Source organism: Pseudomonas sp. GL_093 (assembly GCF_057837605.1).
Map to the genome: position 1 here is coordinate 2,862,860 of NZ_CM174448.1, position 18,332 is coordinate 2,881,191.

The window sequence follows — 18,332 nt, forward strand, 5'->3', positions numbered from 1 at the left end:
ATCTGCGGAAGTTTGTGAAGCATCATACGTGCCAGCTCCCGGATCACCAAACGCCAAGCTGTCGCAGAATCCTACAAGGTAGACGGAAAATTCCTGATTCACATTGTTTCCAAAACCTGTATTCAGCAGGCCTGGCCCCATCGCGAGCAAGCTCGCTCCCACAGTGAATCGTGGTGTACATAGGTTATGTGTACACCAAAGACCTAATGTGGGAGCGAGCTTGCTCGCGATAGCTATTTATCAAGCGCCGAAAATTTCACGGCTTAACCTTGAATTTCCCTCTCCAACTCTTCCGCAGACGCAGCAGACCTACCCTTGGTCTTCAACTCACTGACAATCACCGCCGCCACAATCAATCCCGCACCCACCAGTGCAATCGCCGGCAACCGCTCCCCGGCAATCCTTCCGACAATCCCGGCCCACACCGGCTCACCGGCATAAATCAACGTCGCCCGCGTCGGCGAAACGCTCTTCTGCGCCCAGTTCATCGCCACTTGAATCGCCGCACTGGCCGCGCCCAAGCCCAACGCGCTGCATAACAGCAGCCAGGAGAAGTCCGGAATCCTTTCCTGAGTCGGCACCACCATCAAGAACGCCAGCACCGAGGTGACTGCCAATTGCACCACCGTCACCCGTCGCACGTCGACCTGGCCGGCATACGTGCTGATCAGAATGATCTCCGCCGCAATCGCCACGGCGCTGATCAACGTGGCGATTTCGCCCGGGCTGAAATTGAACGAAGCGCCGGCAGGTCCCGACAGCAGCATTAGCCCGGTAAACGCCAACATGATCCCGATGCTCGGCATCAACCCCGGACGCCGCCCCAGAACCAGCCATTGCAGCAACGGCACGAAGGGCACGTACAACGCGGTAATAAACGCCGACTGACTGCTGGGAATGCTCTGCAACCCGACGGTCTGCAATCCGTAACCCAGCATGATCGCCACGCCGATAAAGGCCCCAGCCTTCAATTCGAACAGGGTCAGCTCCCGCAGGTGACGCCAGGAAAACAGCGCGACAATGATCGCCGCCGCGGCAAAACGCAGGCCGACGAAGAACATCGGCCCGCTGACGGTCATCGCATGTTGCACCAGCAAGAAGGTGCCGCCCCAAACCATGGTGATCAGCACCAGCACGCACTCGGCCTTGCTGAACCGCGAGAAACGGGAGGAAGTGTGAGGGGTATTCACCGACGTCATGACCTTGCGCGCTACCTGAGGGGGACGCACAATGCGCCGAATGTTGCGCAGTATACTGCCCAACCCCACCAAGTGAGCAATATAGTGCACAAAGATTCCACGCAACGGACTTCGGTCCTTCAGCACGTTAGCCAGAACGTTCGACGCTTGCGCCACGCCGCCGACATGAGCCAGGCGGCGCTGGCGGAAAAATCCGGGGTCAGCCGCCGAATGCTGGTGGCGATCGAGGCTGGCGAAAAGAACGTCAGCCTGACCACCCTCGACCGTGTGGCCGAAGCGCTGAACGTCGCATTCAGCGACCTGATCCAGGCCCCGGATGCACGCGATCCGAGTCGTATCAACGAAGTGGCCTGGGCCGGGACAATTCCTGGCAGCAAAGCCGTTTTACTGTCCAAAGCCACCGCCACCCGTGAGGTGGAGCAATGGGAGTGGTGCCTGCAGCCGGGGGAAATTTACCCGTCGCAACCGGATGCTGAGGGTTGGAGTGAGCAGATCTATGTATTCGAAGGCTGCCTGACCCTGATGCTGGGCGATACACCCCATGAGATCGCTGCCGGCGAGTTCTACATGTTCGCCAGCAACCAGCCCCACGCCTATCGTAACGATGGGCCGGTGGCGGCGCGGTTTGTGCGAAATGTGGTGATCTAGCCGCTGATACCGCTCATCGGAAACGTTGAGATACCTGTTATTTCTGACAGTAGACGTCAAGCGTCATTGAGCTCTCAATAACGTTCAGCGCTTCAACTGTGCAAACTTTTTGCTGATAGCGCTTCTTTCGAACGTCTACTAGAAGGAATCAGGCAATGGAATTGGACCCGCTTAAAATTAAAGAAGCTATCAATGGGGTGATCACGATGTCGGCAGTCGAAAATGGGGGGACAGCCATTATTCCTCCTCGGACTGATCCGCATTCTAATGACGAAATTGAAATTCTCATTAACGGCAAAGTTGTTGTCTCCATTTATCTTCCGGAGCCGGACGATAAAGAGATAGAAGTGTTGGTACCAAAAGTTGCCTTCCTGAACCACTCCGGTCAGGGGCCGGTACCATTTCAATACATTTTCTATCCGGGAGCCACGGGTAACCCAATCCCATCCATATCAATTAATTATGAAATTCACTTGGCTTGAGGTCGGTTTAAGCCTCCCTGTCTTTAAGCAGAGGGGCCTAAGAAATTAATTTTGATTGTGGTTCCGATGAGTGCTCAGCGCTCTGTAAACCAGAGCGCTGAGTATTTCCTTTATAGGCTGTTGCTCAAGCAACAGGTAAACGACAGTTTGTTGCATATTATTATCGGATAATGCAGGTGTTTTATCGTAACTATCTGAATAATAAAGAATAAATATCCTGGCACGACTTGTGAAGGAGGTCTCGGGTACCCACCCGGAATCAAGGAGTCGGCCCATGACAGCCTCAACCCAACCCCCTCGCACCGCCCACGTCATCCGCTCGGACGCCGAAGCCATCGCCGTGGCCCACAAGCTCGCCGCACGCTTTGCCATCGAAGCCAGCGCGCGGGACCGCGAGCGACGCCTGCCGGTCGCCGAGCTCGACGAGTTTTCCGCCAGCGGCCTCTGGGGCATTACCGTTCCCAAGGCATACGGCGGCGCCGGCGTTTCCTACGTGACCGTCGCTGAGGTGATCAAGATCATTTCCGCAGCCGACTCATCCCTCGGCCAGATCCCGCAAAACCACCTCGGCGTACTCGACATCCTGCTGCAAACCGCCACCGAAGAGCAGAAGCGTTACTACTTCGGCAAAGTCCTGCAGGGCTACCGATTCGGCAACGCTTTCTCCGAATCCAAAAGCAAAAATGCCGGTGCCTTCGAAACCCGAATCCGTTTCGATAAAGACACCGCGCAGATCGACGGCGAAAAGTTCTACTGCACCGGCGCCTTGTTCGCGCACATCGTGCCAGCGGTGGCGGTTAATGAAGAGAACAAAGCCTTCATCGCCTTCATCGAACGCGACACTCCCGGCTTGACCGTTATCGACAGCTGGGACGGTTTCGGCCAGCGCACCACGGCCAGCGGCGGCGTGACACTCAACGCCGTGAAAGTGCCTTTGACCGCGGTAATCCCGGCCCACAAGGCATTCGATGAACCCACGGCCGATGGCCCGATTTCACAAATCATCCAGGCCGCTGTGGACACCGGGATCGCCGTGGGTGCGCTGGAGGAAACCAAGCGTTACGCCCGCGAATCCCGCCCGTGGATCGACAGCGGTAACGATCACGGCTGGCAGGACCCGTTCAGCATCGCCGCCATCGGCGACCTCGAATGGCGGGTCCACGGCACCGAAGCGATCCTCAAAAAGGCCGGTCGCGCCATTGACCATGCCTTGCTCAATCCCAACGAAGACACGGTGGCCCGCGCTTCGGTGGTGGTTGCCCAGGCCAAAGTGCTGTCGGCCGAGATCGCCTTGCTTGCCAGCAGCAAACTCTTCGAACTGGCCGGCACCCGCTCGGTGCTCGGCAAGTACAACCTCGACCGCCACTGGCGCAACGCCCGGACGCACACCCTGCACGATCCGGCACGCTGGAAATACCACCTGATCGGCAACTACCTGCTCAACGGCGTGAAGCCTGCGCGCCACGCCTGGAACTGAGGAGCCCACCATGAACGCTTTGACTCAACCGATTGTTGCCGGGCAGCCCTTGGCCAAAAGTCAGCATGATTTGCACAACGCCCGCAGCTTGCTTGATGCGACGTTGCGTTTCGTCCGGCAGCAGGCCCAAACCACGGATGATCCTTACGTCATCAGCCGCTTCGGCGATTTGCACATCCGCATTGAAGTCGCCGCCGCGCTGCTCGAACGCGCCGAAGACTTTCTGAACAGCGTGGATGACGACACGGAAATCAGCGTCGCCATCGCCGAGTCGCAGCTGGCCAGCGCGGATGCTTTAAATGCCGTCAGCAACGCTGAATTCGAACTCACCGGCCAACGCACGGTGTTGCCCGGATCACTGCATGACCCACTGCGCCGGAAACTCCACCTCATCGGCAACTTCCGCCTCAACGGCATCCATCCCCCAAGCTTCAGGAGTGCTGTTTGATGGGCCGAGAAATTCGTCTCAACGCCTTTGACATGAACTGCGTTGGTCACCAGTCGCCGGGGTTGTGGGCGCATCCGCGAGATCGCTCCTGGCAGTACAAGGATCTGGAGTACTGGACCGATCTGGCGAAAATCCTCGAACGCGGCAAGTTCGACGGTTTGTTCATCGCCGACGTGCTGGGCATCTACGACGTTTACAACGGCAATGGTGACGCGGCGATCCGTCAGGCGGCGCAGGTGCCGGTCAACGATCCGCTGCAATTGATTCCGCCGATGGCGCTGGTCACCGAGCACCTGGGTTTCGGCCTGACCGCTTCGTTGTCGTTCGAACACCCGTATCCGTTCGCCCGGCGCCTGTCGACGCTCGACCATCTGACCAAGGGCCGCGCCGGCTGGAACATCGTCACCTCTTATCTGGAAAGCGGTGCGAAGAACCTCGGCCAGAAAAACCAGACCGAACACGACGCCCGTTACGACTTCGCCGAAGAGTATTTGGAGGTTTGCTACAAACTCTGGGAAGGCAGTTGGGAAGAGGGCGCGATTCTGCGGGATCGCGAGCGGCGGATTTTCAGCGACCCGAGCAAAATCCATGAAATCCAGCACGTCGGTAAGCACTTCCAGGTGCCGGGCATTCATCTTTGCGAACCCTCGCCGCAACGCACACCGGTTCTCTATCAGGCTGGCGCATCCAGTCGCGGCAAGCAATTCGCGGCCGAGCATGCCGAGTGCGTGTTCGTCGCTGCGCCGTCGAAAGTGCTGCTGAAGAAAACCGTTGCCGACATCCGTCGTCGGGCTGCCGACGCCGGACGCGATCCGTCGAAAATTCTGATCTTCAACCTGCAAACCGTGATCCTCGGCGAGACCGACGCCAAGGCCAAAGCCAAGTTTGAGGAATACAAAACCTGGGTCAGTTATGAAGGCGCGATGGCGTTGATCTCTGGCTGGACCGGGATCGATTTCAGCCAGTTCAAACCGGATGAACCGCTCAAACACGTGCACACCAACGCGATTCAATCGGCGGTGGAAGCGTTCTCCACGGCAGACCCGAACAAGGTCTGGACGCCTAACGAATTGGCTGACTGGGTGGGCATCGGCGGTTTTGGTCCGTTGTTTGTCGGCAGTCCCGAGACCGTCGCCGATTTGCTGCAGGAGTGGGTCGAGGAGACCGATGTGGACGGCTTTAACCTGGCCTATGCATTGACTCACGAAACCTTCATCGACGCCGTGGAATTGCTGGTGCCGGAGTTGCAGAAGCGTGGGGTCTACAAAACCGAATACGCGCCGGGGACCTTGCGCGAGAAGTTGTTCGGTGAAGGGCCGCGATTGCCGGATATTCATCCGGGCGCGGGTTATCGAGACCTGGCGGCGTTGCGGCAGCAGGAAAAGAAGTTAGTGTCTGCCTAAACAACTTCAGCACAACAAAAATCCCTGTGGGAGCGAGCTTGCTCGCGATGAGGCCAGCACATCCAACATCGATGTTGCCTATTAGACCGCCATCGCGAGCAAGCTCGCTCCCACAGTGGATCGGTGGAGTTTTACATATTGCGTTAACCCTTCAGCCCTGCGGACCACCGCACGCTTTTGCCCATGAACAGGAGGTCAAGCCAATGAGCGTGCACGAACTCAAACCTCCGCCAATCGCGGACACCACCGAGTGTCGGGTCGATCTGCCCAAGGCTTTGGAGCAATTGCGCCACTGGGCGCAGGTCAGGCCCTTGCAACCTGCGTTGCGCCACAAACGCCATGGTCAGTGGTTCGTCTGGCGCTGGATCGATGCCTTGCGCGATGTCGAGCGTTTGGCCGACGGCTTGAGTCAGCAAGGATTCACAAAAAAATCGCGTCTGGCGTTGAGCGGCGCCTTCGAGCCGAATTTATTGCTGCTGGCCCTGGCATCGCTACATATCGGCGGTGAACTGCTGACCTTGCCGGACAACCTCGACCCCGAATCACTGCACAAAAACCTGCGGCGCAGCCGGCCCACTCACGCGTTCGTCCAGGGTCGACAGCCCCGGAAACTCTGGCTCAACGAAGGTCAATCGCTGTTGAACTTCGCTGATCTACTCGGCCCGGTTGAACCCCCGCAACGCCTGAGCCGCTGGGCACAAGGCAAGCCATTGTGGAGCGAAGAGGGCACCCAATGGCAGGCCGGCCTCAGCGTTTTGCTCGAACACTGGCTGAACCGCGGCCATGCTCTGGCCTTCCCGGAAAGCCTCGACAGTGCCAGCCGCGACCGTCGTGAAGTGGCACCCTCGGGATTGTTGTTATCGGCCGAGCGCCTGCAACTGCTGGCCGCCGAAATCGACAGCCGTCTCGCCCCCCAAGGCACCTGGCGCCGACGCCTCTGCGACTGGGCCATCGCCCACCCGGAAAAAGGCCTGCAACGACTGATCAAAAACCGCGTTCGCCGACTGCTGGGCTTTCAAAACCTGCATTTCATCTGGCAAGCCACGCGCGCCCCCGACGCGCAACCTGCGCCTGCCTGGCTATCCGAATTCAAACGGGACATCGCATGAGCTCGAGCGATTCCATCCTGCAAGTCAGCGGTATTTCTCTGTCCTACTTTGGTACTGCTTGATGAACCTTCCATGGGTTTGGCGCCTATTATCGTCCAAGAGATTTTCGAGATGAAACATTGATCAGTGAGAACGCCATGACTGAAACCCAAAGCGGACAGGCCACCGACGCCATCCGCCACGCGGACATCCTGATCGTCGGCGGCGGCCTCAGCGGCGCAATGCTGGCGGCGCAGTTGCTGCGCCTGCCGGGCAAACGCCAGGTGCTGGTGATCGAACCCCGCGCGGAACTCGGTCGGGGCGAGGCGTACAGCGCGGTCGAGTTGGGCCACACGCTCAACGGCAATGCGGCGCGGATGAGCGTCGACCCGGACAACGTCGACGACCTGACCCAATGGCTGACTGAATACATCGCGGCCGGTGGCTGGCCGGAGTCTGACGAGCAACATGTGCCGGTCAGCGAATTGTTCCCGCCCCGGGGGATTTTCGGCCTGTACGTGCAGCAACGCCTGGCCGAAGCGCAAGCGGTGGGGGCGGTGAACGGGTCAACGGTCGAGCATGTGCGGGCCGAGGTGGTTGACCTGCAAACGGCGGATGATTCTGTGTTGCTGACGTTGAGTGACGGGCAACGCTTGCAGGGCGCTTATGCGGTGTTGGCCACGGGGATGTTCCCCGCGGCGCGCACGCCACAGACCGAGTCCAGCGGCTTGAATGCCGCTGCGCTTGATCCATGGGATGTCGCTGGCATGCAGCAGCTTGATCCGCAGTCGACCGTGCTGATCATCGGCTCGGGCCTGACCATGGTCGATGCCGTGGTGTCGCTGGAACAGGCCGGGCATCGCGGGCCGATCGAAGTGTTTTCCCGGCATGGCTTGCTGCCTCATGTACGTCGTCAGCCACCGGCCTGGGTAGATTTTCTCGCCGAGGATCAGAGCATTCGCACACCGCGGCAGCTGGTGCGCGAGCTGCGTCGGCATTGCCGGGACGCCATCGTTCAAGGCATCGACTGGCAGGCGCCGCTCGACACCGTGCGGGCGCATATCGGCCGCTTGTGGCATCAGGCGACGGACGTGCAGCGTCGGCAGTTCGTCCGGCATGTGCGGCCGTGGTGGGAAAGTCATCACCACCGCTCGCCGCCGTTGAGTGCCGAACTGGTGGGGCGGTTGCACAAGGAAGGGCGGTTGCGGATTCAGGCGGCGTCGTTCAAAGGGCTGGAGCCTTCAGCGGACGGCGCAGTGAGCATCCGCATCCGCCGTCGGGGTGAGGCAGAAACCACCGTTGTCAGCGGCGCGGCATTGATCAATTCCAGCGGCATCGAATACGACTGGCGGCGGGTGGCCCGACCGCTGCCACAGCAACTGCTGGCCCGCGGACTTGTCCGGCCGGGGCCGTTGGCGCTGGGGATTGCGGCGGCGGTGGATGGCGCGGTGTTGGGCGCCGATGAACACGTCGCCAGTCGTCTGTTCGCCATGGGCCCACCGTTGCGCGGCATGTGGTGGGAAAGCACCGCAGTGACCGACGTCGCGAGCCAGGCCAAGGCGCTCGCCGCTCGCCTGACAACTCCGTCGCTTCTGTAGCAGCTGCCGAGCCTGCGAGGCTGCGTTCGGCTGCGAAGCAGTCGTGAAATCAGACGATGCGGTGTTTCAGGAAAACCGAGTGAACAGGGTTTACGACTGCTTCGCAGCCGAACGCAGCCTCGCAGGCTCGGCAGCTGCTACAGATATCTCGAGCCTGTATTTCAACATTAAAGACAACAAACCCCGGGTAGATTGGATCTACCCGGGGTTTGTTGTTTCAAGCGGCGCAACGCCGTTGATCAATAACGCTGATACTTAGAACCGAACTCAGGGCGGTTTTCAGCGACGTACAGTTTGCTCGCCTGGCTGTCTTTGTGATCAACACCGACAGTGTTCACGTTCAGTGTGGCCGGTTGGCTGACTTTAGCCGCGGCAACGACCTGCGAGGTGGCGTGTGGGGCGGCGATGGCGGAGGTAGCGCCAAGAACCGAAAGGGCGAATCCAAGACCAATGATGCTTTTCATGAGGGTGCTCCAGAGCGTGGGGAGAAGATGTGGCCACTGTAGAGCTGGAGCTTCGCGATGAAAAAACACCCTGACGCATAGTTGTTATCGAGAGCGTTGATCCATCGTCAGCGGGGTGTGTTGTCGCTGAGCCAGCGCTGCTTGAGTTGTTCCAGACGCCCATCGCGGTTCATCTCGTCCAGCGCCTGTTGCCAGCGCGCGACCTGGCGCGCATCGGTTTGCGGGGAAAACGCGATGTAGGTGCCTTGCTTCATCAGCGGCATCTGATAGTGCAACTGGCTGGGCGCCAAGCCTTCTTCCCGGGCGAGGGTGGCGATGGAGAGGGTGTCGGCCACGACAAATTCGACGCGCCCCAGACGTGCCAGACGCATCATTTGTTCGGGCGTTTCCACACCATACAGATTGTTCAGACCCTGCTTGCGCAAGTAGTCGTAAGCCAGCCATTTTCGCGGGACGGCGATACGGCCCTGGGTGCTGGCGTCCTGCAAACTGCGCACCGGTTGCTGGGTGTTAGCGGAATAAAGCGCCGTTTCCACGTCCATCAGCGGACCGACCCACTGGTATTGGCTCTCGCGCTCGGCGGTGCGCAACACGGTAAACACCCCGGTGGCAGGCTCGGTCGCGGCGACGTGCAGGGCGCGCAGCAAAGGGACCTGTTGCAAGTGCACCTGGTCGCCGGTGCGTTCGGCCAGTGCCTGCACCACGTCCACGCCAAACCCCACCAGTTGATTACCTTGCTGAAAGTGCAAGGGCGGATGGTTGTCGGTGAGCAGGTTCAGATCCGCCGCGACCGCCGTAAAGGTCAGGAAAGACAACAGGCAACCGGCAATGCGCTTCATGAATCGTCCTTGATGAAGTGAAGCGCAAATCTTAGTACGGGCGTGCTGCAACTGTCCCGAGGAATTATCGGGGCTTTTACGTCAGATCTCAGGACTTATGGGTGTGGCTTGACACAATCAACTGTGGGAGCGAGCTTGCTCGCGATGAGGCCCTGTCAATCAACATTAATGTTGAATGACACACCGCCATCGCGAGCAAGCTCGCTCCCACAGTTGATCCTCGTTGTGTGAAGGTTTTGATCAATACCGCTGATATTTCGAGCCGAATTCAGGACGGTTTTCCGCGACAACCACACCACCGCGCAGGGCGTTGCTCGGGCTGACCGATGCCACACGTTCGCGCAGTTCTTGCAGACGGTCGGCACCGCCTTCAGCCACGCGATTCTCGATCAGACGATCGGAACCGCCTTCCACCAGCAGTTGTTGAACCTGGCCAGGGGACGCCGCATGGCCGGTGTGGGCCGACGCCAGGCTAGTCAGGCCGAGACCACCAACCAGTGCCAGACCGAGTGCCAGGGACGAGACTTTCGAGAAGTTGATCATGGGTGATTCTCCGTGCGTTTAGTTTGAGTGGGTCGGTAGCGGCTGCTATCCGGTGATCACAGTTAAACGCTCGGGTGTATCGGTGATGTGTGCTCGAACAAGCTGAAATCGGTGTCTGCGTATCTGTCGCGGGTTCTTATACAGACGGATACAAAACCCTATGAAAAACGCTCCTCAGGTTCTGCTGGGGAGAGCTTCATGATTCTGCGCCGAGCAATTCCACCGGGTAGGAGAACACGTAGCCTTCGCTGCGCACGGTTTTGATATAGGTCGATTCCCGTGAGTCATCCATCAATCGTTGGCGCAGACGGCTCACCAGCAAATCAATCGAGCGGTCAAACAGGTCGGCGTCGCGGCCCTGGGTCAGGTTGAGCAGCTGGTCACGGCTGAGCACCCGTTGCGGGTGATCGAGGAACACCCGCAGCAGACGGTATTCGGCGCCACTGAGGGCCACCATCGTGCCGTCTTCGTCGAGCAAGTGCCGGGCGGTGGTGTCCAGGCGCCAGCGACCGAAACCCAGCAATCGGCCGGTTTCGGTAATCAACAGGTTCGGCGGCAGCATCCGGGTGCGGCGCAACACGGCGTTGATCCGCGCCAGCAGTTCGCGGGCGGCGAAGGGTTTGGTCAGGTAGTCGTCGGCGCCCATTTCCAGGCCGAGGATGCGATCGGTTTCGTCGTTGCGTGCGGTGAGCATCAGGATCGGCGTGGCTTTGTGTTTGCCCGAGCGCAATTCGCGGCACAGCAGCAGGCCGTCATCGCCGGGCATCATGATGTCCAGCACGATCAGGTCCACCTGATTGGCTTCCAGAAAACTGCGCATCTGCCGGCCATCGGCGACGACGGTGGTGCGCAGCCCGTTCTTCTTCAGGTAATTGCCGACCAACTCGCGAATCTCCCGGTCGTCGTCGACGATCAGGATGTGGTTCACATGTTCCATCGCTCAAGCCTCTTGTTGTTCGCTTTGTATCGCACTGTATCGGGTGCCCCCGCAGACACCTTACGCCTTACTAATTCCGGTTTTACGACACATGGCAGATACCTCGGGCCGATTAAATGGGTTCCATCGAGACAAGACGACTTGCCTCACAACCACTGCCCATTGCAACCCTGAGGAAATCACCATGAACTGGAACAAACTGATTGCCGCCAGCTTCTTCGCGGTCCTGAACGTTGCAGCGTTTTCGGCCCATGCTGATGTTCAAGCGCCGTCGCAGATAACTTCTCACGGCACCCACCTGGATATCAAGAAAGTGGTTTCCGTCGCCGACAACGGCGGCGGCAATTGCGGCATTGTCGATGCCCGCCTGACCTACCTCGATTCCAGCGGCACGCAGAAAGTCCTCGATTACAGCAAATTCGCAGAGTGCGGCAATCAGGGCGGCTGATCCTTCCACTACGCTCATCGCTGTCGAAACACGTCGTCCAGAACACCAGGTCAATGACTTCCAGGGAAATCACCATGAAGATGAATGTGTTGAGCAAAAAAAACGACTCACGTCGTCGTTTCTTTGGCCCATCGGTCCTCGCTTTCGCGCTGATGCAGTTAGGTGCCCTTGGTGCTGCCAATGCGCAAGCCGCGACACCAGAGCCAGTGGTGGCCAGCGCCGGCACCCTCAAGGCGGACTCGTTCGGCCCGCTGAAGCATGTCAGCGCCGGGTTGCTGAATGTGGCTTACGCCGAAGTCGGCCCCGCCGATGGTCCGGTGGTGATTCTTCTGCACGGTTGGCCCTACGACATTCACAGCTATAGCGAAGTGGCGCCCTTGTTGGCGGCCAAGGGGTACCGGGTGCTGATCCCGTATGCACGGGGCTACGGCGACACGCATTTCCTGTCCGACAAGACTGTTCGCAACGGCCAGCCCGCCGCGTTGGCCAGTGACGTCATCGACTTTATGGATGCGCTCAAGATCAAGAAGGCGGTGCTCGGTGGCTACGACTGGGGTGCGCGCTCGGCGGACATCGTCTCGGCGCTCTGGCCGGAGCGGGTGGAGGCGCTGGTCTCGGTGAGCGGCTACCTCATCGGCAATCAGGCCGCCGGCAAGAACCCGTTGCCGCCCAAGGCCGAGCTGCAATGGTGGTACCAGTTTTACTTCGCTACGGAACGCGGCCAGGCCGGTTACGAAAAAAATCGCCACGACTTCGCCAAGTTGATCTGGGAGCTGGCCTCCCCGAAATGGACCTTCGACGACGCGACTTTCGACCGCAGCGCGGTGGCCCTGGACAACCCCGATCATGTGGCTATTACGATCTTCAACTATCGCTGGCGGTTGGGCATGATTCAGGGCGAACCTCAATATGAAGCGCTGGAGCAGCGGCTGGCCAAGGCCCCGGTCATTACGGTGCCGACCATCACCATGGAAGGGGATGCCAATGGGGCGCCACATCCGGCTGCCGAGGATTATGCCAAGCGCTTCACCGGCAAATATGAGTACCGACTCATCAGCGGCGGCATCGGCCACAACTTGCCACAGGAAGATCCGCAGGCCTTTGCCAAGGCGATCATTGATGCGGATCACCTATAAACCACTGTGGGAGCGAGCCTGCTCGCGAATGGCGGTGTGTCAGTCAACATCATGGTTGAATGACACACAGCTATCGCGAGCAGGCTCGCTCCCACAGGGTTGTTTGATGGTGCCTGTTACGCAACCACTTGATAACACGGCACATACGCCGCGCCGCCGGGCAGTTTCATCCGGTGCTGGGCGACGAAGGCTTTGAGCAGTTGATCCAGCGGTTGCATGACGGCCGCATCGCCACGGATCTGGTACGGCCCGTGTTCTTCGATCAGTCGGATACCCTTGTCCTTGACGTTGCCGGCGACGATGCCGGAGAACGCGCGGCGCAGGTTGGCGGCCAGTTCGTGGGCCGGCAGGTTGCGGCTCAGTTTCAGGTTGGCCATGTTTTCGTGGGTTGGATCGAACGGGCGCTGGAAGCCTTCGTCGATTTTCAGCAGCCAGTTGAAATGGAACGCGTCATTGCGCTCGCGGCGGAACTGCTTGACCGCTTTTAGACCTTGAGTCATTTGACGCGCGACTTCAGCCGGGTCATCGATGATGATCTCGTAGTGTTGCTTCGCGGCTTCACCCAGCGTGGCACCGACAAACGCATCCAGTTGCTCCAGATACGGCGCGGCATGTTTCGGCCCAGTGAGAACCACGGGAAAGGGCAGGCCGGCGTTGTCCGGGTGCATCAGGATGCCGAGCAGGTACAGGAACTCTTCGGCGGTGCCGGCGCCGCCCGGGAAGATGATGATGCCGTGGCCGACGCGGACGAAGGCTTCCAGACGTTTTTCGATGTCCGGCAGGATCACCAATTCGTTGACGATCGGGTTGGGCGCTTCGGCGGCGATGATGCCCGGCTCGGTCAAACCGAGGTAGCGGCCACCGTGAATGCGCTGCTTGGCGTGGGCGATGGTCGCGCCTTTCATCGGGCCTTTCATCACGCCGGGACCGCAACCGGTGCAGATGTCGAGGCTGCGCAGGCCCAGTTCGTGGCCTACTTTTTTGGTGTATTTGTATTCTTCGGTGTTGATCGAGTGGCCGCCCCAGCACACCACGATCTTCGGCTCCACGCCGGGGCGCAGGGTGCGGGCGTTGCGCAGCAGGTGGAACACGTAGTCGCTGATGCCCTGGGAGGTGCTCAGGTCGATGCGCTGGGCGTCGAGTTCGTTTTCGGTGTAGACGATGTCGCGCAGGGCGCTGAAGAGCATTTCCCGGGTGCTGGCGATCATTTCGCCATCAACGAAGGCATCGGCCGGGGCGTTCAGCAGTTCCAGGCGTACGCCGCGGTCCTGCTGGTGAATGCGGATTTCGAAGTCCTTGTAGGCTTCGAGGATGGTTTTGGCGTTATCGACATGGGCGCCGGTATTGAGGATGGCCAGGGCGCACTGGCGGAATAAGGTGTAGGTGCTGCCGGATCCGGCTTCGCTCAGTTGCTGTACTTCACGTTGAGAAAGGGTTTCCAGGCTGCCTTTTGGGCTGACCGAGGCGTTGATTACTTGTCGTTGGGTCATTCAATGATCCTTAAAACGATGCCACTCATACAGGCAAATGGCATCCGAATAGTATGTATCCATGAAAGAAGATGGCACGAACTGCGCTGTATCGCCATTTCCCCGTTTGACGATGAAAAGATGAAAAGGAGCCCCAGCATAGCTAAATCCCCTGCAGAGGCGATAATGCCCCGCAGTCTTTTTACCCATGCCCTCAAGGAACCCCGTCGCGATGTTCGAAATCCAGCCGCAGAACCCCGAACGCTATCGAAGCCAGACGCGACGCAGCACGATAATCATAGCCTTGATTTTCCTGGCCCTGGCGATGGTGTTGTCGACCACGGCGGTGGCGCTGTTCGGTGAGCCCGATGGCGACAATCTGCGCTTTAACGTCGGTGGCGTGTTCGTGGCGGTGCTGCTGATGGCCGCACTGATGCGTGGCATGTTCTGGACCCAGCCGTGGATGGCCCCGGCGGTTTACGGCTGGCAGCTCAAGCGCAGCCTGATGAGCATCACCAACGTCATGCATCAGGTGACGGCGGCGGTGGAGAAGGAGGATCCGACGGCCATGAAGCTGCTGCGTTTCTACCATCTGGGGTTGAGCCAGATGCACGAGCTGGACGGCAACTCCAGTGATCACAGCCAATTGACCCGCGAGATGGATCAGCACAAGGCGCGGATGGAAGCGCTGGGTATCGAGACTGATCAGACGCAATTGAATCCCGCCTGGATCGAGGCCGTGAAGCAGACGCCTCGGTAGGACCTCTGGTGTGGGCAGAAACCGACAGCCGCAACGCAAACCTTGTAGCAGCTGTCGAGCTTGCGAGGCTGCGTTCGGCTGCGCAGCAGTCGTGAAATCAGACAACGCGGTGTTTCAGAAAAACCTCGCACTCAGGTTTTACGACTGCTGCGCAGCCGAACGCAGCCTCGCAAGCTCGACAGCTGCTACAGAGCCGAACGCAGGCTTCGGCAGCTGCTACTTGGATCGTGTTATGGCGCTTAAACCCGCAGACGCAGGGTTTCAAAGAGTTCCCTGTCTTCCTTTTTGGCCGAGCGGGCGTGGCGCCGAATGACCTGCAACAGGCAGTCGGTAAAGCACAGCGCTGCATTGCTCAGCGAGCCATTGCGGCGGGTCACGATGCTCAGCTGCCGGGGTTCGAACTGCTCGGCCAGCTCCAGGGCAACCACCCGGCCGAGGAAGGGCGGGGCAACGCTCACGATGGACGGTCCCCAGGTACACATGTCGGCCCGCTCGACCATCATTTGCAGGATGGCCAGTGAATGGGCCCGAACGATTCGGTTCTCATCGATCTGCGCACCGTGTTTCCAGAACAACGCCTGCATCAGCCCGTCGTGTCCGTCCGGCGCGTAGTTCAGCGTCCAGTTCTGCTCCAGTAGCTCATGGATCGACCGAGCGTCCTGCCGAGCATGGCCCTGACGGACCAGCACCGACGTCTGGTAATCGAGCAATGTTTCGCAGGCAAACTCCTGGGTCGATTGCGCCGGGTGCAACTGGCCAATCGCAAAATCCATGCTGCCATCGCGCAACAACGGCTGGGCCACGGCCATCAGGCTTTCGTACAGCTCCAGGCGGATTTCCGGCATGCGCTCGCGAAACGCCAGAACCACCTCGGGCAAGAAGGTCAGGGCGATCCAGGGCGTGACCCCGACACACAGACGCCCTTGGGCCTTGCCGCGCATGTGATCGAGCTCGGTCTGTGCATGCTCCAGTTGCTTGATCACGAGCCGGGCGTGGGTCAGCAATACTTTGCCGTATTCCGTGAAGTTCAGGCCGCTGGGGGTTCGGGTGAACAGCGGTAACTGCTGACTGGTTTCCAGTTCGCGCAATGCTTTGGTCACGGCGGCCTGGGAGATGTCCAGCGAACGCGCGGCGGCGCGGATGCTGCCGGTTTCGGCGCTGGCAATCAGTGCTTGTAATTGATGGAGTTTCATCTGCTCACCCTGGTGACAACCCATGGTTGTCATCATAACCAAACTGGGCCTCCCCAGCCCAGAGCCCGTTCCCTAAGATCCGACTCAGCAACCGCTCAGGTCTTATCGAAGGAATACAACAATGATCGCCGACCCAGTCTTGCCGGGTATTGCAGCCATCCAAGAGGAAATGATCGCGTTGCGCCATAGCATTCACGCGCACCCCGAATTGGGCTTTGAAGAGTTCGTCACCAGCGAGCGGGTTGCAGAATGTTTGACGCAGTGGGGGTTTGAGGTCAGCACTGGCGTGGGCAAGACCGGCGTCGTCGCCACCCTGAAAAATGGCGAGGGCCGGTCGATTGGTTTGCGCGCCGACATGGATGCACTGCCGATTCAGGAAACCACCGGTTTGCCCTATGCCAGCCGGATCGACGGCGTCATGCATGCCTGCGGCCACGACGGCCATACGGCAACACTGCTCGCAGCCGCTAAACACCTGGCGCAGACCCGGGCGTTCAATGGCACTGTAAATCTGATTTTTCAACCGGCCGAAGAAGGCCTGGGCGGTGCGCGGAAAATGCTCGAGGACGGTCTGCTCGAACGGTTCCCGTGTGATGCGATTTTCGCCATGCACAACGTGCCGGGTTATCCCGTCGGGCATCTGGGTTTCTACAGCGGCCCGTTCATGGCGTCTGCCGACACGGTGAACATCAAAATCATCGGCAACGGTGGTCATGGCGCGGTGCCGCACAAGGCGGTCGACCCGGTGCTGGTCTGCTCCTCGATCGTGATCGCCCTGCAAAGCATCGTCTCGCGCAACGTTAATCCGCAGGAAATGGCGATCATCACGATCGGTTCCCTTCATGCCGGCAGCGCCTCGAACGTGATTCCGTCCAGCGCCGAGATGAGCCTGAGCGTGCGCGCCCTTACGCCCGAGATTCGCCACTTGCTCGAAGTCAGGATTACCGAATTGGTCAACGGTCAGGCGGCCAGCTTTGGGGCCCGGGCCCACATCGATTATCAGCATTGTCATCCGGTGTTGATTAACCATCCCGAGCCCACCGCGTTTGCCCGAGAAGTTGCGCGCGAATGGTTGGGAGAAGGGCAACTGATCGACGATTTGCGGCCCTTCACCGCGAGTGAGGATTTTGCCTTTGTCCTGGAAAAATGCCCCGGCAGTTACCTGGTGATCGGCAACGGCGAGGGCGATAGCGGGTGCCTGCTGCACAACCCCGGCTACGACTTCAATGATGCCTGCCTGCCGATCGGTGCGAGTTACTGGGTCAAGTTGGTCGAACGTTTTCTGGGTTGAGTCGCCGTATTTTCGTTGGGCCTGAGAGGAACAAAAATAATGAACAAGATGATTGCGGCTGTTTCATTGGTGTTGTTGACGGCCACAGGTCTGGCCGGCGCGGCCGACTGGTCTGGCAAAGTCCTGAAACTGGGGGTGGACCCCACGTATCCACCGCTGGAGTACAAGAACCAGGACGGCACGCTGACCGGCTTCGGGGTCGACATCGCCGAGGCGCTGTGTACCGAGTTGAAGGCCCGCTGCATTTGGGTTGAAAGCAGCTGGGACGGCATGATCCCGGCGCTGCTGGCGCGCAAGTTCGATGCGGTGGCGTCGTCGATGACCGTGACGCCCAAGCGTCTGGAGCAGATTGCGTTCACCGACAAGGTCTCCAACGCGCCGGCCCGGTTGGTCGTCAAGCGTGGATCGGGCCTGCTGCCCACCCTCGAATCGCTCAAGGGCAAACGCATTGGTGTGGAGCAGGGTTCGACGCAGGAGGCGTATGCCAAAGCCATCTGGGGTTCGAAGGGCATCGACGTGCTTTCCTACCAAAATCAGGACCAAGTGTATGCGGATCTGGTGGTGGGCCGACTCGATGCCTCGGTGCAAGGGGCCATTCAAGCCAGCTACGGCTTCCTCAACACCACGCAGGGCAAGGACTATGAATTTGCCGGCGCCACTCTGGATGATCCGGCCTTTTTCGGCGTCGGTGACGGCATCGGTTTGCGCAAGAGCGATGTCGAGTTGCGCGAAGACTTGAACAAGGCCCTGGCGACGATTCTGGCCAATGGCACTTACGCGCGGATCAATAAAAAGTACTTCGATTTCGACGTCTACGGCGCGAAGTAGCGCCCCTTCGATCATTGAAACAGAGCGGTCGCCTGACCGCTTCATTGCAGCATCCCCCTTCACCTCGACCTAATAAGAACA

Annotated in this window: 19 protein-coding genes and 1 pseudogene; 13 read left to right on the forward strand and 7 right to left on the reverse strand. The window is 59.5% G+C overall.

From position 1 onward, the window contains the following. Positions 1-263: 263 nt before the first annotated feature. Entirely contained in the window at positions 264-1,289 is a 1,026-nt protein-coding gene (locus AC3IUE_RS13165) for a DMT family transporter (protein ID WP_489267927.1), read from the reverse strand. Here AC3IUE_RS13165 and AC3IUE_RS13170 point away from each other — a divergent pair. The 8 genes and pseudogenes from AC3IUE_RS13170 (at position 1,284) to AC3IUE_RS13205 (ending at position 8,343) form a co-directional block, all read left to right on the forward strand. Then, positions 1,284-1,847 carry a helix-turn-helix domain-containing protein gene (locus AC3IUE_RS13170; RefSeq protein WP_489267929.1) on the forward strand — a complete coding sequence of 188 codons (564 nt, stop codon included), beginning with the start codon at positions 1,284-1,286 and terminating at the stop codon, positions 1,845-1,847. The genes AC3IUE_RS13165 and AC3IUE_RS13170 overlap by 6 nt on opposite strands. A gap of 155 nt (positions 1,848-2,002) precedes the next feature. After that, positions 2,003-2,329 (forward strand): hypothetical protein, encoded by a 327-nt coding sequence (locus tag AC3IUE_RS13175; RefSeq protein ID WP_489267931.1) that lies wholly within the window; start codon positions 2,003-2,005, stop codon positions 2,327-2,329. Between the two features lie 274 nt (positions 2,330-2,603). Further along, positions 2,604-3,806 carry an SfnB family sulfur acquisition oxidoreductase gene (locus AC3IUE_RS13180; protein WP_489267933.1) on the forward strand — a complete coding sequence of 401 codons (1,203 nt, stop codon included), beginning with the start codon at positions 2,604-2,606 and terminating at the stop codon, positions 3,804-3,806. Positions 3,807-3,816: 10 nt separating this feature from the next. Beyond that, a complete protein-coding gene (locus AC3IUE_RS13185) occupies positions 3,817-4,254 on the forward strand; it encodes an acyl-CoA dehydrogenase (protein WP_489267935.1) in 438 nt (145 codons plus the stop codon). Continuing rightward, positions 4,254-5,657, forward strand: a complete 1,404-nt coding sequence (locus AC3IUE_RS13190) for an LLM class flavin-dependent oxidoreductase (protein ID WP_489267937.1) — start codon at positions 4,254-4,256, stop codon at positions 5,655-5,657. The genes AC3IUE_RS13185 and AC3IUE_RS13190 overlap by 1 nt, the downstream gene beginning before the upstream one ends. A gap of 203 nt (positions 5,658-5,860) precedes the next feature. Further along, a complete protein-coding gene (locus AC3IUE_RS13195) occupies positions 5,861-6,766 on the forward strand; it encodes an AMP-binding protein (RefSeq protein WP_489267939.1) in 906 nt (301 codons plus the stop codon). A gap of 27 nt (positions 6,767-6,793) precedes the next feature. Continuing rightward, positions 6,794-6,880: pseudogene (locus AC3IUE_RS13200) on the forward strand (ABC transporter ATP-binding protein); the annotation flags it as partial. A gap of 23 nt (positions 6,881-6,903) precedes the next feature. Further along, complete coding sequence (locus AC3IUE_RS13205) at positions 6,904-8,343, forward strand: FAD/NAD(P)-binding protein (RefSeq protein ID WP_489267941.1); 1,440 nt, start codon at positions 6,904-6,906, stop codon at positions 8,341-8,343. Positions 8,344-8,582: 239 nt separating this feature from the next. On the opposite strand, the gene AC3IUE_RS13210 is transcribed toward AC3IUE_RS13205, so the two are convergent. The 4 genes from AC3IUE_RS13210 to AC3IUE_RS13225 all read right to left on the reverse strand — a co-directional run bounded on the left by AC3IUE_RS13210 (position 8,583) and on the right by AC3IUE_RS13225 (position 11,126). Further along, positions 8,583-8,807 carry a hypothetical protein gene (locus AC3IUE_RS13210; protein ID WP_010455083.1) on the reverse strand — a complete coding sequence of 75 codons (225 nt, stop codon included), beginning with the start codon at positions 8,805-8,807 and terminating at the stop codon, positions 8,583-8,585. A gap of 107 nt (positions 8,808-8,914) precedes the next feature. Further along, positions 8,915-9,646: a substrate-binding periplasmic protein gene (locus AC3IUE_RS13215; protein WP_489267944.1), complete on the reverse strand. Its 732-nt coding sequence runs from the start codon at positions 9,644-9,646 to the stop codon at positions 8,915-8,917. Positions 9,647-9,886: 240 nt separating this feature from the next. Further along, the gene (locus tag AC3IUE_RS13220) at positions 9,887-10,189 is read right to left on the reverse strand and encodes a hypothetical protein (RefSeq protein WP_056744880.1); all 303 of its coding nucleotides are present in this window, start codon (positions 10,187-10,189) and stop codon (positions 9,887-9,889) included. A gap of 196 nt (positions 10,190-10,385) precedes the next feature. Continuing rightward, positions 10,386-11,126, reverse strand: a complete 741-nt coding sequence (locus AC3IUE_RS13225; RefSeq protein ID WP_046056498.1) for a response regulator — start codon at positions 11,124-11,126, stop codon at positions 10,386-10,388. Positions 11,127-11,310: 184 nt separating this feature from the next. On the opposite strand from AC3IUE_RS13225, the gene AC3IUE_RS13230 reads away from it, so the two are divergent. Next, positions 11,311-11,574, forward strand: a complete 264-nt coding sequence (locus AC3IUE_RS13230) for a DUF2790 domain-containing protein (protein ID WP_489267946.1) — start codon at positions 11,311-11,313, stop codon at positions 11,572-11,574. A 74-nt stretch (positions 11,575-11,648) separates the two neighbouring features. Continuing rightward, the gene (locus AC3IUE_RS13235) at positions 11,649-12,710 is read left to right on the forward strand and encodes an alpha/beta fold hydrolase (protein WP_489267948.1); all 1,062 of its coding nucleotides are present in this window, start codon (positions 11,649-11,651) and stop codon (positions 12,708-12,710) included. A gap of 116 nt (positions 12,711-12,826) precedes the next feature. Here AC3IUE_RS13235 and ppnN read toward each other — a convergent pair whose 3' ends face one another. Beyond that, the gene (gene ppnN, locus AC3IUE_RS13240; RefSeq protein ID WP_008151729.1) at positions 12,827-14,200 is read right to left on the reverse strand and encodes a nucleotide 5'-monophosphate nucleosidase PpnN; all 1,374 of its coding nucleotides are present in this window, start codon (positions 14,198-14,200) and stop codon (positions 12,827-12,829) included. Between the two features lie 211 nt (positions 14,201-14,411). Between ppnN and AC3IUE_RS13245 the strand changes: the two genes are divergently transcribed. Next, positions 14,412-14,939 (forward strand): DUF3087 domain-containing protein, encoded by a 528-nt coding sequence (locus AC3IUE_RS13245; protein ID WP_056744869.1) that lies wholly within the window; start codon positions 14,412-14,414, stop codon positions 14,937-14,939. Between the two features lie 239 nt (positions 14,940-15,178). On the opposite strand, the gene AC3IUE_RS13250 is transcribed toward AC3IUE_RS13245, so the two are convergent. After that, the gene (locus tag AC3IUE_RS13250) at positions 15,179-16,168 is read right to left on the reverse strand and encodes a LysR family transcriptional regulator (protein WP_162247456.1); all 990 of its coding nucleotides are present in this window, start codon (positions 16,166-16,168) and stop codon (positions 15,179-15,181) included. A gap of 85 nt (positions 16,169-16,253) precedes the next feature. Here AC3IUE_RS13250 and AC3IUE_RS13255 point away from each other — a divergent pair, with 85 nt between their 5' ends. Together AC3IUE_RS13255 and AC3IUE_RS13260 are read left to right on the forward strand one after the other, a co-directional pair. After that, positions 16,254-17,423 (forward strand): M20 aminoacylase family protein, encoded by a 1,170-nt coding sequence (locus AC3IUE_RS13255; RefSeq protein ID WP_489267951.1) that lies wholly within the window; start codon positions 16,254-16,256, stop codon positions 17,421-17,423. 39 nt (positions 17,424-17,462) lie between these two features. Further along, the gene (locus AC3IUE_RS13260) at positions 17,463-18,251 is read left to right on the forward strand and encodes an ABC transporter substrate-binding protein (RefSeq protein ID WP_489267953.1); all 789 of its coding nucleotides are present in this window, start codon (positions 17,463-17,465) and stop codon (positions 18,249-18,251) included. Positions 18,252-18,332 lie beyond the last annotated feature (81 nt).